This window comes from Sorangium sp. So ce836, from assembly GCF_028553905.1.
Taxonomy (GTDB): Bacteria; Myxococcota_A; Polyangia; order Polyangiales; family Polyangiaceae; genus Sorangium; species Sorangium cellulosum_D.
Window position 1 is genome coordinate 13576851 of sequence record NZ_CP102233.1, and the last position, 15436, is coordinate 13592286.

10 protein-coding genes are annotated in these 15436 nt (G+C 71.0%); 4 read left to right on the forward strand and 6 right to left on the reverse strand.

Annotated elements, in window-relative coordinates; genetic code table 11:
* Window positions 1–33 precede the first annotated feature (33 nt).
* From NQZ70_RS49595 to NQZ70_RS49605, 3 genes are all read left to right on the forward strand, one after another.
* The gene (locus tag NQZ70_RS49595) at window positions 34–4038 is read left to right on the forward strand and encodes a non-ribosomal peptide synthetase (protein ID WP_165374563.1); all 4005 of its coding nucleotides are present in this window, start codon (window positions 34–36) and stop codon (window positions 4036–4038) included.
* A gap of 538 nt (window positions 4039–4576) precedes the next feature.
* Complete coding sequence (locus NQZ70_RS49600; RefSeq protein WP_237244766.1) at window positions 4577–5275, forward strand: sialate O-acetylesterase; 699 nt, start codon at window positions 4577–4579, stop codon at window positions 5273–5275.
* Window positions 5276–5419: 144 nt separating this feature from the next.
* Complete coding sequence (locus NQZ70_RS49605) at window positions 5420–6907, forward strand: UxaA family hydrolase (protein WP_129580464.1); 1488 nt, start codon at window positions 5420–5422, stop codon at window positions 6905–6907.
* 2 nt (window positions 6908–6909) lie between these two features.
* On the opposite strand, the gene NQZ70_RS49610 is transcribed toward NQZ70_RS49605, so the two are convergent.
* The 4 genes from NQZ70_RS49610 to NQZ70_RS49625 form a co-directional block, all read right to left on the reverse strand.
* Complete coding sequence (locus NQZ70_RS49610) at window positions 6910–8175, reverse strand: MFS transporter (RefSeq protein WP_129580465.1); 1266 nt, start codon at window positions 8173–8175, stop codon at window positions 6910–6912.
* A gap of 205 nt (window positions 8176–8380) precedes the next feature.
* Window positions 8381–9511: a mannitol dehydrogenase family protein gene (locus NQZ70_RS49615; RefSeq protein WP_129580466.1), complete on the reverse strand. Its 1131-nt coding sequence runs from the start codon at window positions 9509–9511 to the stop codon at window positions 8381–8383.
* A gap of 120 nt (window positions 9512–9631) precedes the next feature.
* Window positions 9632–10645 carry a zinc-binding alcohol dehydrogenase family protein gene (locus NQZ70_RS49620; protein ID WP_129580467.1) on the reverse strand — a complete coding sequence of 338 codons (1014 nt, stop codon included), beginning with the start codon at window positions 10643–10645 and terminating at the stop codon, window positions 9632–9634.
* 197 nt (window positions 10646–10842) lie between these two features.
* Complete coding sequence (locus NQZ70_RS49625) at window positions 10843–11934, reverse strand: amidohydrolase (protein ID WP_129580468.1); 1092 nt, start codon at window positions 11932–11934, stop codon at window positions 10843–10845.
* A gap of 250 nt (window positions 11935–12184) precedes the next feature.
* Between NQZ70_RS49625 and galK the strand changes: the two genes are divergently transcribed.
* Window positions 12185–13348, forward strand: coding sequence for a galactokinase (gene galK, locus NQZ70_RS49630; protein WP_272827245.1), 1164 nt, complete (start codon window positions 12185–12187; stop codon window positions 13346–13348).
* A gap of 69 nt (window positions 13349–13417) precedes the next feature.
* Here galK and NQZ70_RS49635 read toward each other — a convergent pair whose 3' ends face one another.
* Together NQZ70_RS49635 and NQZ70_RS49640 are read right to left on the reverse strand one after the other, a co-directional pair.
* Window positions 13418–14410: an NAD(P)-dependent oxidoreductase gene (locus tag NQZ70_RS49635; RefSeq protein WP_129580469.1), complete on the reverse strand. Its 993-nt coding sequence runs from the start codon at window positions 14408–14410 to the stop codon at window positions 13418–13420.
* 24 nt (window positions 14411–14434) lie between these two features.
* A complete protein-coding gene (locus tag NQZ70_RS49640; protein ID WP_408022407.1) occupies window positions 14435–15430 on the reverse strand; it encodes an ABC transporter permease subunit in 996 nt (331 codons plus the stop codon).
* Window positions 15431–15436 lie beyond the last annotated feature (6 nt).

The window sequence follows — 15436 nt, forward strand, 5'->3', positions numbered from 1 at the left end:
CCCCTCTCGACAGCTCGACGACGGATTCGCGACGTGCGTGATCGAGCGCCACACACCCGCACGTCCCGCGCCGCGGCGGAGCCCGCGCCCGCGCTGCCCGCGCTCGAGCTCGCGACGGATCGCCCTCGCCCGCCCGCTCTGTCGCCGCGCCGCGCGTCGGTGTCTCGGGTGCTGCCGCCCCGGCTCGTCCGGGCGCTCGATCGGATGCGCCGGGCGTCGAGCGCGACGCGCTTCGTCACCCTGCTCTCGGCCTATGCGGCGCTGCTCTACCGCTATACCGGGCAAGGCCACCTCGCGATCGGCGTGCCCTGGCCCCGCCGCGGCCGCAGGCAGGGCGCTCGCGCGGGGGAAGGGCCCCGCCACCCGCTCGTCGTCCGCGCCCGCCTCGACGACGAGCTGAGCTTCCGAGCGCTCCTCGCGCAGGTCGCCGCGCAGATCGCCGCCGCCGAGGCCCACCGTCCGGCGCACCGCGGCGCGCGGCCCGAGGGGCTCGGGGCCGCGGAGGACGCGGGCCGTCTCCCGTTGATCCAGACCACCTTCGAGCTCGCGCCGCCGGGGGACGGCCTGCCCGGCGCCGCGGCCGCGGCAGACCCCGCGGCGACGCGCGCCCCGCGCCCCCGCGCGGCCGCTGCCGTCGAGCTCTCGCTGTCCGTGGCGGCGCGCGGGCGTGGGCTCGTCGCGACCCTGGAGTACAGCACCGACCTGTTCGATCCGGAGACCATCGAGCGGATGCTCGGCCACCTGAGCCTGCTGCTCGCGGGCGTCGCCGAGGGCGCGGAGCGGCCCATCTCCGAGATTCCGCTGCTCACGCCGGAGGAGCGGCGCCGGATCACCGTGGCGTGGAATGCGACGCAGACCGCCTATCCGCGCGACGCGTGCATTCACGAGCTCTTCGAGGCGCAGGCCGCGCGGACGCCCGACGCCATCGCCGCCGCCCTGGGCGGCGAGGCGCTCACCTACCGCGAGCTGGATCGCCGCGCCAACCGGCTCGCGCGCCGGCTCGCGGCGCGCCGCGCCGGCCCCGACCTGCGCGTGGCCGTCCTCGTCGAGCGGTCGCTCCGCGTGCTCGTCGCGCTGCTCGGCGTCCTCAAGGCCGGCGGCGCCTACGTCCCCCTCGATCCGAGCACGCCGGCCGAGCGCCTGCGCTTCATGCTGGAGGACGCCGCGGCGAGCGTCCTGCTGGGAGAGCCGGAACAGGTCGCGCGGCTCGCCTTCTGCGGAGAGGTCCTGTGCCTCGACGACGAGCGCGGCGCGCCCAGCGACGACGAGCGCCCGGCCGCCCGGGTCGCGGCCACGGATCTCGCCTACGTGATGTTTACGTCGGGATCGACCGGCCGGCCCAAGGGTGTGGCCGTCCCGCACCGCGGGGTCGTCCGCCTCGTCCGGGACACGAACTACGTCGCGTTCGGCCCCTCGGATCGCGTGGCGCACGCCTCCAGCCTCGCTTTCGACGCGTCGACGTTCGAGATCTGGGGCGCATTGCTGAACGGCGCGTGCCTCGTCCTCGTCTCTCGCGAGACGCTCCTATCGCCGGAGGCCTTCCCGGCGTTCCTCCGCCGGGAGGGGGTCACCCTCCTGTTCTTGACCACGGCGCTGTTTCACCAGCTCGCCCGCGCGAACCCGGGCGCCTTCCAGGGGCTCTCTACCCTCGTCGTCGGCGGCGACGTGCTCAGCCCGACGCTGTCCGGCGAGGTGCTCGAGCAGAGCGCCCCGGAGCGCCTCGTGAATGGCTACGGCCCGACCGAGAACACGACGTTCTCCACGGCCCATGTCGTGCGCGCGGTCCCGGAGGGCGCCGCCCGCGTGCCGATCGGACGGCCCGTCTCCAACACGCGCGTCTATGTCCTGGATCGCCGGCTCCAGCCGGTGCCCGTCGGCGTCCCGGGAGAGCTCTACGTCGGCGGCGACGGTCTGGCGCTGGGCTACCTGAACCGACCCGAGCTGACCGACGAGGCGTTCCTCCCGAACCCCCTGCCCGAGGAGCCCGGGGACCGCCTGTACAAAACCGGCGATCGGGCTCGCTATCTGCCGGACGGCTCGATCGAGTTCCTCGGGCGCATCGACACCCAGGTGAAGATCCGCGGCTTCCGTGTCGAGCTCGGGGAGATCGAGGCGGCGCTCGCCGCGTGCCCCGCCGTGCGCGAGGCCGCGGTCGTGGCCGTGGAGCACGCGCCCGGCGACCGGCGCCTCGTGGCCTATGTCGTCGCGCAAGCCGGCCCGTGCCCCGCTCCGGGCAGCGCCGCGGGGCCAGGGCAGCGATCGGGGACCGACAGGGACGGCAGCCGCTCGCGCGACCGCCTGTCGTCGACCCTGCGCCGGTTTCTGCAGCAGAAGCTGCCCGACTGCATGATCCCGGCCGCGTTCGTCGCGCTGCCGTCGCTGCCGCGCTCCGCCGGCGGGAAGATCGATCGCCGGGCGCTGCCGCCGCCCCGCCCGGGTCGGCCCGGCGCCGTCGCGCCGAGGACGACCGGCTCCCCGACGGAGCGCAGGGTGGCCGGGATCTGGGCCTCGGTGCTCGGGGCCGGCCGCGTCGGGGCCGGCGACGACTTCTTCGAGCTCGGCGGCGACTCGCTCCTGGCCGCGCAGGTGCTCCTCCGCGTGAAGGCGGCCTTTCAGGTCGACGTGCCCGCGCGCCGGCTGTTCGAGTCGCCCACCGTGGCCGGCCTCGCCCGCGCCGTCGACGAGGCCCGGCGCCGGACGGGGCGCGGCGCCGTCGCGGACGCGGTCGACCTCCGCGCCGAGGCCGTCCTCGACCCGGACATCCGCCCATGCGGGGAGGCCGCCCTCGCGGGCGCTGCGCCGCGCCACGTCTTCGTCACCGGCGCCACGGGGTTCCTGGGGGCCTTTCTCGTGCGCGAGCTCCTCGTGCAGACGCGCGCCACGGTCCACTGCCTCGTCCGCGCCCGCGATGCCGCTCACGGCCTGTCGAGGATCCGGCGAGCCCTGGAGGCGTATTCCCTCTGGGACCACGCGGCCCGCGCGAGGATCGTCGCCGTGCCCGGCGACCTGACGAAGCCGCTGCTCGGGCTCACCCCGGCCGGCTTCGACGCGCTCGCGGCGCGCATCGACGCGATCTATCACGCCGGGGCGGAGGTCAACTACGTCAAGCCCTACGTGTCCCACAGGGCGGCCAACGTGCTCGGAACCCAGGAGATCCTGCGGCTCGCGTGCCGCGGCCGGACGAAACCGGTGCACCACGTCTCGACGATCGGGGTCTTCGGCCATGTCGGGTACTTCACCGGGGGCCGGATCGTGAGGGAGCGCGACGATCTCGATCGCTGGGCGGACTACCTCCACACGGACATGGGCTATTCCCAGAGCAAGTGGGTCGCGGAGAAGCTCGTGGCGATCGCCCGTTCGCGGGGGGTGCCGGCCACCGTCTTTCGCCCCGGGGTCATCATGGGTCACAGCGAGACCGGCGCCGGCAGCGTGAGCGACTTCGCCAGCCGGATGATCAAAGGGTGCCTCGAGATGGGCTGCGCCCCCGATCTGCCGGAGCAGAGCAAGGAGTTCGTGACGGTCGATTACGTCAGCCGGGCGATCGTGCATCTCGCTCGCCGGCCGGGAGCCCTGGGGAAGGTGTTCCACCTGGTGCCCGCGCCGCCGCAACGGCTCGATCTGAACGGCTTCTTCGACCTGCTCGGCGCGTACGGCCGTCCGCTGTTGCGTCTGCCGTACGCGCGGTGGTGCGAGGCGCTGCTGAAGCGGATACGTCGATCGGGCGACAGCCCGCTGCTTCCCCTGCTGCCGATGCTGACCGAGCGGGTCCACGGCGAGCTGACCCGGTGGGAGCTGTACGAGAAGATGCCGGCCTGCGACTCCCGAAACGCGCTCGACGGGCTGGCCGGAACGGCCATCGTGTGCCCGCCCATGGACCGGCGGCTGCTCGATCGGCTCTTCGCCTATTACGCGCGCACCGGCTACCTGCGCGCCCCCGCCCCGCCCCGGAGCGGCGTGCGTCGGGCCAGGCGCGACGAGCGTGACGGGCGGATGGCGCAGAAGCCCTCGCGCCGGTCGCGGCGGGGCGTGGGCGGCTGAGGCCAGCGCCGCCCGGACCATAAACCATCAACTCGGCGCCAGCGACGCCCGATCAAAGAGCGGCTCGCCGAGGAGCGCCTCCAGCTCGGCCAGGCGCCCGCCCGATGCCGATGTGCCGTTTGGAATTGACACGGGCACTGTTAACGTTAACATTGCGTCCAGAGCCGCTGCTTCGGCTTTGCCCAGGGCACGGGGCTGCCGGGAAAATTCTCTTATGAAAAGCATGCTTCGATGTTCGCCCGGGCTCATCTCCTCGTGCGTCGCGTTCTCGCTCCTCGGGGCCCTTGCCTGTAGTGAAGCAGACGTGTCGGCCGGAGCGACCGGACCGGCGGGCACCGGCGGGGCTGGCGCGACGGGCAGCGCATCCGTCAGCGCCAGCTCCGGGTCCACCTCGGCGGCGGGCACAGGGTCGGGCGGCGCGCCTTCCGATGCCGCGTCCTCGGCGTCCGCGGGCGGTGGTGGAGGCGGGGGAGGCGGAGCGGCCTCCGGGACTGGCGGCGAGGGCGGCACGAGCAGCAGCGGAGAGCCGGCCGCGCCCGTGTTTCATGTCTTCCTCCTCCTCGGGCAATCGAACATGGCCGGGTACCCGAAGGCCTCGAACGCGGACAAGGTGGAGAATCCCCGCATCAAGGTCCTCGGCTTCGACGACTGCGCCGCGACCGGGCGCGTCGAGGGCGAGTGGGACATCGCTGCCCCGCCGCTCCACGAGTGCTGGAACGGAGCGATCGGGCCCGGCGACTATTTCGCCAAGACCATCCTCGACCGCTACCCCGCCCAGGACAGCATTGGCCTCGTCCCGTCCGCCCTCAGCGGGGAGAAGGTGGAGACGTTCATGAAGGCGGGGGGGAGCAAGTACACTTGGATCCTGTCGCGCGCGAAGGCGGCGCAGGAGGCCGGGGGCGTGATCGAGGGCATTCTGTTCCATCAAGGCGAGTCGAACTGCGGCGACGCCGCGTGGCCCGGCAAGGTGAAGACGTTCGTCTCGGACCTGCGCGCGGACCTCGGCCTCGGCGACGTGCCGTTCCTCGCAGGGGAGCTCCTCTACTCGGGGTCGTGCGCGAGGCACAACTCGCTCGTGGGCCAGCTCCCAGGGTTGCTCGCCAACGCCCATGTCGTCTCGGCGGAAGGGCTCGCCATCGATCCTGCCGACACCTGGAACCTCCACTTCGGCCACGACGCGCTGGTCACCCTGGGCACCCGCTACGCCGAGAAGATGATCGGCGTCCTGGGTCTCTGAGCGCGGGTTTCACATCGAGAAGAGCGCCCGGATCGAGGCTGGTGCAGCGCCGACGGCGTGGGCATCATCGCCCCTCTCGGCGCTCGTGCGTGCGGCGCCGCGCGGGATTGCCGCGCCGATGACACACCGGTTACGAGGGGTGATATGAGCTTGACAGCCTCCCTGTTGCGGATCGATCCCCGAGACGATGTGGCCGTCGCCGTGCGCGGCCTGGCCGCCGGCGATCCGGTGGCCGATGCGATCACCGCCCGCGTCGACATCCCGGCCGGGCACAAGGTGGCGCTGCGCGCGATGGCCGCCGGCGAGCCGGTGCGGAAGTACGGCTGGCCGATCGGGCGGGCGACCGTGGATATCCAGCCGGGCGACCACGTGCACACGCACAACCTGGCCACCGCGCTCTCGGGCCTCGACACCTACACCTACGACCCCACGCGCCCGGAGGCGCTCTCCGCGACCGAAGACCGCACCTTCATGGGTTACCGGCGGAAGAACGGGCGGGTGGGCACCCGCAACGAGATCTGGATCCTGTCGACGGTCGGCTGCGTCGCGCGCACCGCGCAGAAGGTGGCCGTCGAGGCGGACAGACGCTTCAAGGGCCGGGTGGATGGGGTCTACGCCTTGACCCATCCTTACGGCTGCTCGCAGCTCGGGGGCGACCTCGAGGCCACCCGCCGGATGACCGCGGCCTTGGCTGGCCACCCGAACGCGGGCGGCGCGCTGATCATCGGCCTGGGCTGCGAGAACAACCAGCTCGGCGTGCTCCTCGAGAGCGCCCCGCAGCTCGATCGCGAGCGCCTGCGGTCCTTCGACGCCCAGGGGGCCGAGGATGAGCTCGAAGCGGGCCTCGCGGCCGTCGAAGCGCTTGTCAGGGTCGCCGAGCAGGACCGCCGCGAGCCCTGCCCTGCCTCCGACCTGGTGATCGGCCTCAAATGCGGCGGTTCGGACGGATTCTCGGGGCTGACCGCCAACCCGCTGGTGGGCCGCATCGCCGACAGGGTCTGCGCCGCCGGCGGCTCGGCCATCCTCACCGAGATCCCGGAGATCTTCGGCGCCGAGCGCCTGCTCATGGCCCGCGCCGAGAGCGAGGTGGTCTATGCCGACATCGTCGGCGTGGTGAACGACTTCAAGGGCTACTTCATCGCTCACGGAGAGCCGGTGTCGGAGAACCCCTCGCCCGGCAACATCGCCGGCGGCATCACCACGCTGGAGGAGAAGTCTCTCGGCGCGGTGCAGAAGGCCGGCCGCGCCCCGGTGGCCGAGGTGGTCCGCTACGGCGGCCAGATCCGCGGGAAGCCGGGCGTGGCGCTGCTGGAGGCGCCCGGCAACGACGCGGTCTCGTCCACGGCGCTCGCCGCCGCCGGCGCGACGGTCATCCTCTTCACCACCGGCCGGGGCACGCCGCTCGGCTTTCCCGTGCCGACCCTCAAGCTCGCGACCAACTCCAGCCTCGCCCAGCGCAAGCAGCGCTGGATCGACTTCGACGCCGGCCGCGTCGCCTCGGGAGAATCGATGGACGCGGCCGCCGACGGGCTGATGGACCTGGTGCTGGCCACCGCCTCGGGCCGGAAGACCCGCGCCGAGGAGAACGACGAGCGCGAGATCGCGCTCTGGAAGCGGGGCGTCACCCTCTGAGGCTAGGCCGCCTCGCGGCGCTCGACGTCGAGCTGGAGCGGCTCGATCTTGCCGACGATGACGAGGTAGCTGAACGCGCCGAGCAGGCAGAAGCCGCCGGCCGCGACGAGCGGGATCGTGAACGAGCCTTTGGTCAGCGAGACCATCACGCCGGTGAACGTCGTGATGACGATGCCGGCCAGGTTCGACGCGAAGTTCTGGATGCCGCCGATGGAAGCCACGTGGCGCGGCGTGGGCGCGACGTCGCCGGGGAGGGACCAGATGCTGGCGCCGGCGAACGCGAGGCTCGCGTACGAGACGCCGAAGAGGAAGAGCATCAGCGTGATGCTGGACGTCAGCGCCGACAGCGTGATCGCCGACGACATCAGCATGCCGCCGACCATGCAGGTCTTGCGCGCGGCGGTGAGGCTGAAGCCGCGGCGATAGAGCGCGTCGGAGACGAAGCCGCCGAGCCAGCCCCCAGGGATCGCCATCAACGCTGGGATCATGCCGAGCGTGCCGAGCGACTTGATCGAGAAGCCGCGCGTCTGCACGAGGTAGCTCGGGAACCACGTGATGAAGAAGTAGTTGGTGAAGTTGAGGCAGAAGAAGCCGAGCATCATGCCCCAGAGCGTGCGATGGCGGAAGAGCGACGCCCACGTCACGCCGCCTCGCGCGTCCTCGGCGGGCGCCGCGTGGACGACGTCGGTCTCGCCCGTCATGTCGCCATGCGCGGGGCCGCGGTAGATGACGACCCAGCCGAGGATCCACACCGCGCCGAGCAAGCCCGTGATGATGAAGGCCGCCTTCCATCCGAGCGCGTCGACGATGAGGGCGACGAGGGGGATCGACAGCGCCGAGCCGACGCGCGCGCCGCTGTCGAAGATGCCCGTCGCGAGCGCGCGCTCGCGCGGCTTGAACCACTGGCTCACGAGCTTCGCGCAGGCCGGGTAGGCGCCGGCCTCGCCGACGCCGAGCAGCAATCGACAGCCGAACATCCCCGCGACGCTCGACGCGCCGGCCGTCGCCGCGGTGAAGAGCGACCACCAGCCGACGGCGAACGGCAGCGCGACGCGCGCCCCCACGCGGTCGATGGCCCAGCCGAACGGCATCTGCATGAGCGCGTACGTCCAGAAGAAGCCGCTCATGATGAGCCCCATCTGGGCGGGGCCGATGCCGAGCGCCTTCTCGATCTCCGGCGCCGCGACCGCCAGGTTGGCGCGATCGATGTAGTTGATGGCGACGGCGAGAAAGCACAGGAAAAGCACGACCCAACGCATCTTTCTCATCTGCATGTCTCCCTGGGTAGCGGTTCTGTTCGCGCGATCGGCGGCTCTCGCGCGATGTCCGCCGGGCGGCGCCGCCGCGCGGTACGTCGCGCGCGCGCGGACCGACGGCGACGGCGCCGGGCTCGTGGGGTTATCGGCGTCGCGAGTGCGGCGGGCTCGCGCCGTCGGCCTACCGCGCGCGCCCGCCTGCCGCAGCCTCACGGGCTCATGCGGGCACGCTCGCGCGAAGCGACCGGTGCAGCCGGGGCTGCTCGATCTTCAAGCCGAGCTCGCGCGCGAGCTCGATCACGGGGACGAAGCGGCGCCGCTTCTTCTCGCTGTGGCTCCGCGAGATGTCGGACAGCCGGTGATCGAGGAACGGGTTCTCGAAGCGATCGCGCACCTCGTCGAGGTAGGCGCGCGCGGCGGCGCCCTTGCCGAGCGCGTCGAAGACGGGCACCACCTCGTCGCGCCAGAGCGCCTCGAGATCGGCGCGCAAGGCCCGATCGCGCATCGCGCTCCGCGTGTTCTCGTCGGCGGGGCGCCCGTCCGTCTGCCAGCGCTCGGCGAGGTAGGTGTGCCCGAGGTTCAGCAGCAGCAGCTTCAGGCGTTCGTAGTGGGGCAGGTCGTCCGTCACGATCATCGCCTCATGCCGGCACGGCAGCACCATGCCCTCGCGCCGCTCGATCGCCCAGAGCGCGTAGGGCTCGGCGATCGCGCCGACGGGGCGGATCGGCTCGGAGACGATCCGGTCGACGAGCGAGTTCACCCAGACGCACGTGTGCTTGATGTAGCGCAGGAAGGCGGCGTCGGCGCCCCACCGGCGCGCGACGCCGGCGACCAGCGCGCGCAGCGTGTCGCCGTTGTTCGACACGAGCTCGCAGGGCAGCAGCGTCAGCGGCGCGGCGCCCGCCTCGAAGCGCGCGCGCAGCAGGACGACGAGCTTCGCGGCGAACCCGCGCGGCACGCCCGCGCCGGGCGCGAGCAACTCCGCCGTGTCCTCGTGGAAACAGGCGTATCCGCTGTCGCTCGTGTTCGAGAGCACGACGCGCGCATCATGCGCGAAGCGCTCGCGCACGAGCGGCCAGTCGGTCTTCGCGTCGAGCGCCTCCGTGATCGAGCTGCACTCGATCGTCGTATCGACCACCTCATCGCGGCGCAGCCCGCGGATCCGCACGGGGTAGCGCGCCTGCGCGCGCAGCGCGTCGACGCGCGCGCGGCTCTCGGGGTTCGACGTGGTCTGCACCATGGTGACCGCCCCGAGCGCGTCGCCGGCGCGGAGCGCCTCCGAGATGAAGAGGTCCGCGTGAGCCTGGAGGAACCGGCTCGTGCCGAATTGAAGGATCGGATTACCCATGTCAGCGCTCCGGCGGCTCTCGATGAGGGGATGTTTGAAGTCGCTGCTCGTCCTCGAGCAGAGGCTGATGGATCGTCGTCATGCGAAATCCGCTCAGGGGAGGCGCCGAGCCGCGCGCGCTCACGACACGCCGACCATGATCTTGGCCGTTCGACCGGGGTACACAGCCCAGTCGGCGAGCGCCTCGGGCACGCCTTCGATGGGGATCGATTTCGAGATGAGGATGTTCGCGTCGAACGTGCGCCGCTCGAAGAAGGCGATCACGTCCGAGAACTCGCCCATGCAGTTGCGCGACCCGAGGATGTCGAGCTCCTTCATCACGAACAGCTTGGTCTCGTAGCTCACCGGCTCTTTGCCGTACCCGATGTACACGACGCGACCGCAAAACTTCACCCACTCCACGGCGTCGCGGTACGTCGCTATCGCGCCCACGGCCTCGATCACGACGTCCGGGCCGTCGCCGTTCGTCAGGTCCATGACGCGCTCGCGCGCGTCGGCGTTCGCCTGCACCGCCTCGCGCGCGCCGAGCGCCCTGGCGAGCGCGAGCTTCTCGTCCTGCGTGTCGAGCGCGATGACGCGCGCGCCGCGGCTCACCGCGCCGGCGATGGCGCCGAGCCCCACGCCGCCGCAGCCCATCACGAGGACGGTCTCCGCGGCCTCGACGCGCCCTCGCGCCGCTGCGTGGAAGCCGACGGAGAACGGCTCGACGAGCGCGAGCTCCGTGAGGCTCAGCTTCCGTGACGTGAACAGCTTCTGGTACGGCACGGCCACGAGCTCGGTGAGCGCGCCGTCGCGCTGAACGCCCATGGTCTTGTTGTTTCGACAGGCGTTGCGCCGCCCCGCGGAGCACGAGGGACACACGCCGCACGCCGTGTACGGCGTGAACGTGACGTCGGTGCCGACGCGCCAGTCCGCCTCGACGCCGGAGCCGAGCTCCACGATCGTGCCGGCCACCTCGTGACCCAGCACCCGAGGGTATGTGACCATCGGGTTCTTGCCCAGGAAGGTGTTCAAATCGGAGCCGCACAGACCGACCTGCCGCACGCGGACCAACACCTGGTCGTGCGCCGGCTTGGGCTCGCTGATCTGGGTCACCTGCGCGACCGACGGACCGGTGATCGTCAGGGCTTTCATGCGGTCATCACCTCGCGGAGCGACTTCGTTCACTCGCGGCTCTCACGGCGCGCTCCGAGGCCGAGGCCGCTTCGTTCGGCGAGACAAGGCGCAGCGCCACGTCGAGCGGCCGGAGCCGGAGCGACGCGGCGTCGCTTTACGACCCGTGATCGGGGCGGCGGTCGCCGCCTTCGCCGCGGCGCTCCGGGCGCCGCCGTTCAGGGCCGACGCGCATAGAATTTCTGTGCGTTCGTGTACATGACCTTGTCACGTACTCCCGGACCGAGCTCCTTGAGGTAAAGCTCGGCGATCGCGATCTCCGAAGCCAGGCTGCCGCCCATGTCGACCACGGGCCAGTTGCTGCCCCAGATCAGCCGGTCTTCGCCGAAGGCGTTCATCAGCACGTCGAAGTGCGCCTTGTACGCCGCGAGGTCGGTCGGCGCGCTCCAGGGATCGTCCTCGGTGGCGGCCGGGTTGTACATGTCGAAGAACGATGAGAATTTGATGTAGATGTTCGGGTGCTTGGCGAGCCGCTGCATCGCATCGACCCAGGCCGGATCCGGCGCCGCCCCTCTCGCGCCCGCCATGTGGTCGATGATGATGCGGAGCTTGGGCACCGCGGTCGCGAGCGCCTCGACCTTGTCCTTCGGGTTCAAGGCGCCGCGGCTGATGATGTCGAGCGTCATGCCCTTGGCCGCGAGCTCCTCCAGCGAGGCGAGCTGCGCCTTGTCGAGCGTCAGCTTCGGGCTCCAGAGGAAGCCGCGAATGCCGACCACGCGCGGGTCCGCGGCGAGGCGCGCCAGATCGGCGTCGAAGGTCGGCGAGCCGATCTCGAGCTGCGCCACGAGGAACTTGAAGAAGTCGTTGCCCTTCGTCATCTCGAGGACCTTGAAGTTGTCCTCGACGATGGGGCTGGCCTCGACGACGCCGGTGCCGACGATGCCGTTCTGCATCGCGATGGCTTTGTACTCGTCGGGCAGCACGTCGCGGTAGATCGGCTTCTGCTTGGCTTCCGGCCAAACGACGCCGCCCGGCCGCGTGACCTGGTAGAGATGGATGTGCGTGTCGAGGATCGGACCGCGCTGCTCCGCCGGCACGGTGAGCGGGGCCGCCGCTCTGCTCGTGTCGTCCGCCGTCTCGGGCGGCGGGGTGGTGGTCGAGGAAGACGACGCGCACGCCGCGAGCGGCGAGAGCGCCGTCACCAGGCACCACCTGGCGACAGCGGTCCTGATGCTCGCGAGCGTGCTCAGGTGGAGCCTTTCGGAACCGGCGGCGGACCCGGTCCCGACGGCGATGATGCCGGTACGCATGACGATCCCCTCAGGGCAAAGCCGAAGTACTAGAGCCATATGTTAACGTTAACATCATCGATGTCAACATCGATTCGTTCGTCAGCCCGAAGAGGCTGGGCGGCCCCATGGCCCTGGCGATGAGGTGAGCCCATGAGGGTGGCGTCAGCACCCCAATGCGGCCGCGTGACCCTGGAGATCGGTAGATCGCGTAAAATAGGAATGTTCTAACGACCCGGGCAGGTCTCGCGGTCCAGGCTTGACGTCTCGGATGCGTTTGGGTTTCCTTCTCCACGTGAGCACGGACGCCGCGGTGACGATGAAGGGGCAAAGCTTCGAGGCCGTCTTCGGCCGTCCGGCGAAGGTCGTGGCCGAGGCGCCTGGGCGCGTGAACCTCATCGGCGAGCACACCGATTATAGCGGCGGGTACGTGCTGCCGACGGCGATCCCGCAGAAGACGCGCGTCGAGATCGCGCCGCGGGGAGACGGGCTCATCCACGTCGCCACCATGAACGTGAATCGCGGCGCCCAGCGCTGGTTTCGCGTCGGCGAGGAGTCGCGCGGCGGCATATGGCTCGACTATGTGCAGGGCATCACCGCGGTCCTGCGCGGCCGGGGCGCGCCGATCTCGGGCTTCGACGCGAGGATAGAGTCGTCGGTGCCGCTCGGCAGCGGCCTCTCGTCGAGCGCCTCGCTGCTCGTCGCGCTCGCCCGCGCCGTGCGGGCGATGCTCGGCCTGTCCATCGACGACGTGGAGATCGCCCGGATCGCGCACGCGGCGGAGCACGACTTCGTGGGCGCGCCCGTCGGGACGATGGATCAGATGGCCGCGAGCCTCGCCGACGAGCACACGGCGCTGTTCCTCGACACGAGGACGCTCGCGTTCGAGCGCATCCCGCTGCCCGCCGAGGCCGAGCTGCTCGTCGTGAACTCGGGGGTGGCGCACCAGCACGCGAGCGGCGATTACAAGACGCGTCGCGCGGAGTGCGAGCGCGCCGCCGCGCTGCTCGGGGTGCCGCAGCTCCGGGACGTCGACGCGGCCGCCGAGCAGCGCATCGCGTCGCTGCCGGCGCCGCTCGACCGGCGCGCCCGCCACGTCGTGACCGAGAACGCCCGGGTGCTCGCCGCCGTGGCCGCGCTCCGCGCCGGGGATCTCGGCCGCCTGGGCGAGCTCTTCGACGCGTCGCACCGGTCGATGCGCGACGACTTCGAGGTGTCGGTGCCGGCGGTCGACGCGCTGGTGGAGAGCGCGCGGGCGCAGTCGGACGTCTTCGGCGCCCGGCTGACCGGCGGCGGCTTCGGCGGCTCGATCGTGGCCCTGGTGAAGCGCGGGTGCGCGGCGCGGGTGGGGCAGGCCGTCGTCGAGGCCTACGAGCGAGCGCCGGCCGCGCAGGGCCGACGCGCGACGGTGCTTGTGGGAGGGCCCGCCTCATGACGGCGCGCTACGGCGCCGCGGCTGCTGGCGAGCCCACGGCGCGGAGCCTCGGCCCGGCGGCGGGGCTCATCAACCGGGATACCACGTGATCCGCGGGTCATCGGGCGCGCGCACGTAGTCGAAGGCGGCGTCCGTGAGCCGCGCCAAATCGTAGTGCGGCCGCCAGCCGAGCAGAAACTTCGCCTTGGTGTTGTCCAGCCAGGTCGACCGGTACGGCGTCTTCACCTTCACGCTCGGCAGGCTCCGCGTGGACTCCAGGTAACGCGCCAGCTCACCGTAGTCCACGGGCTCATCCATGCAGATGTTGAAGGTCTGCTGACGAGCCTTCTCGTGGTCGATGGCCTTGAGGATCGCGGCGACCAGATCCTCCACATGCACGAAGTTCCGCTTCACGGGCTCGCCGTCAGGGTCGAGCATCACGGGGACAGCGCCCGAGCGGATATAGCCCTCTGCCGCCTCGGCGCCGACCAGATCGCGCCACCTCGGCCCCCCGAACACGTCGTCGCCGAAGGAGAGCTGCGCCTTGAAGTCGTCCTTCTCCATGATCCATGGCGCGCGCAGGCAGCAGCCGTTCATCGCATACTGGATATAATACTGCTCGAGCATGACCTCCTCGAGCACCTTGGACAGCGCGTAACAGCCCGGGTAGGCGCTGTGCTTCTGCGCCTCCGTGACGGGCACGGGGTGCGGGTAAAAGAAGTGGCCCATGCCGGCGTCGCCCCCGATCAGGATGAATTGCTCGAACGTGGGGCTGACGCGGCACGCTTCGAGCAGCCAGAACATGCCCTTGATGGCCACGTCCATGATGCTCTCGGGGGTCTCCTTGCAGGTCGCCAGGTGCAGCACGTGGGTCACGCCCTCCAGGGCCTCGTCGACCACGGCCCTGTTCTCGATGGACCCGCGCACCACCTCCATGCGCGCCGTCGGCGCCAGCATGCGGTTATGGCACAGCGCGCGGACCTTCCATGCCTCGAACCTGGGGTCGGACAGGAACCTGCGGATGAACGCCTGGCCCACCTTGCCGGCCGCCCCGGCGACAAGAATTCGCTTCGTCTCGCCCATTCTATCGCTCCTCGCTCTCCAGCATCATCGATGAGACCGTGCTTCATCACCCCTGGCCGCGGGCGCCGAGCGGATCAGGAGCTGCTGCATGACGATGAAGCCGAGCAGCAGCAGCCCGATGCTGATGTGGTGCCACGGCGACGGCAGCCGTCCATCCAGGTTGATCACCGCCCGCACCATGCCCGTGATCATCACGCCCATCACGGTGCCGACGACGCTGCCAGCACCCCCGGTCAGCAGCGTTCCGCCGATCACCACCGAGGCGATGGCCTCGAGCTCCAGGCCGGCGCCGATGTTCGGCTTTCCGGCGCTGTCGATCAGCGCCGTCGTGACCCCGCCGAGCCCCGCGCAAAGGCCGCTGAGCGCGTACAGGCCCACCGTCGTGGCGCCCAGCGGCACCCCCATGAGCAGCGCAGCCTGCCTGTCCCCGCCGACGGCCAGGACGTTCCGGCCGAAGCTCGTGCTGCGGTGAAGGACCACGCCGAGCGCGAGGACGATCAAGAACAAGAGCGCCGTCGCGGGGACCCAGGTCCGGTCCAGGCCCGGGATCATCACCGCGAAGCCGAGCTCATCGACGATCCAGTCCAGCGCGGGATGATCGACGGCGATGGGCTGCATGCTGACGAGGAACGCCGCGCCGCGCGCGAAGAACATGCCCGCGAGCGTCACCAGGAACGGTGGCAAAGAGAACTCATGGATCAGGTACCCCGTCATCGCGCCGAACGAGACCGCCACCGCGAGGCCGATACAGAACGCGAGCAGCGGATGGCAGCCACCCGCGACAAGCGTGCCCACGAGGACCGTCGTCAGCGCGACGACGGAGCCGACCGAGAGGTCGATACCCCCCGACAGGATGACGAACGTCATGCCCACCGCGCAGATGCCCATGGCCGCGTTCCCCTTGATCAGGTCGACCAGGAAGCGCAGGCTGCGCGCCGACTCGTAACCGACCAGCACCCCCGCGTAGAGCGCGACAAGGAGGACCGCGGTCGCCACGAGCGGCACATCTCGCCGATCCAAGCTCCG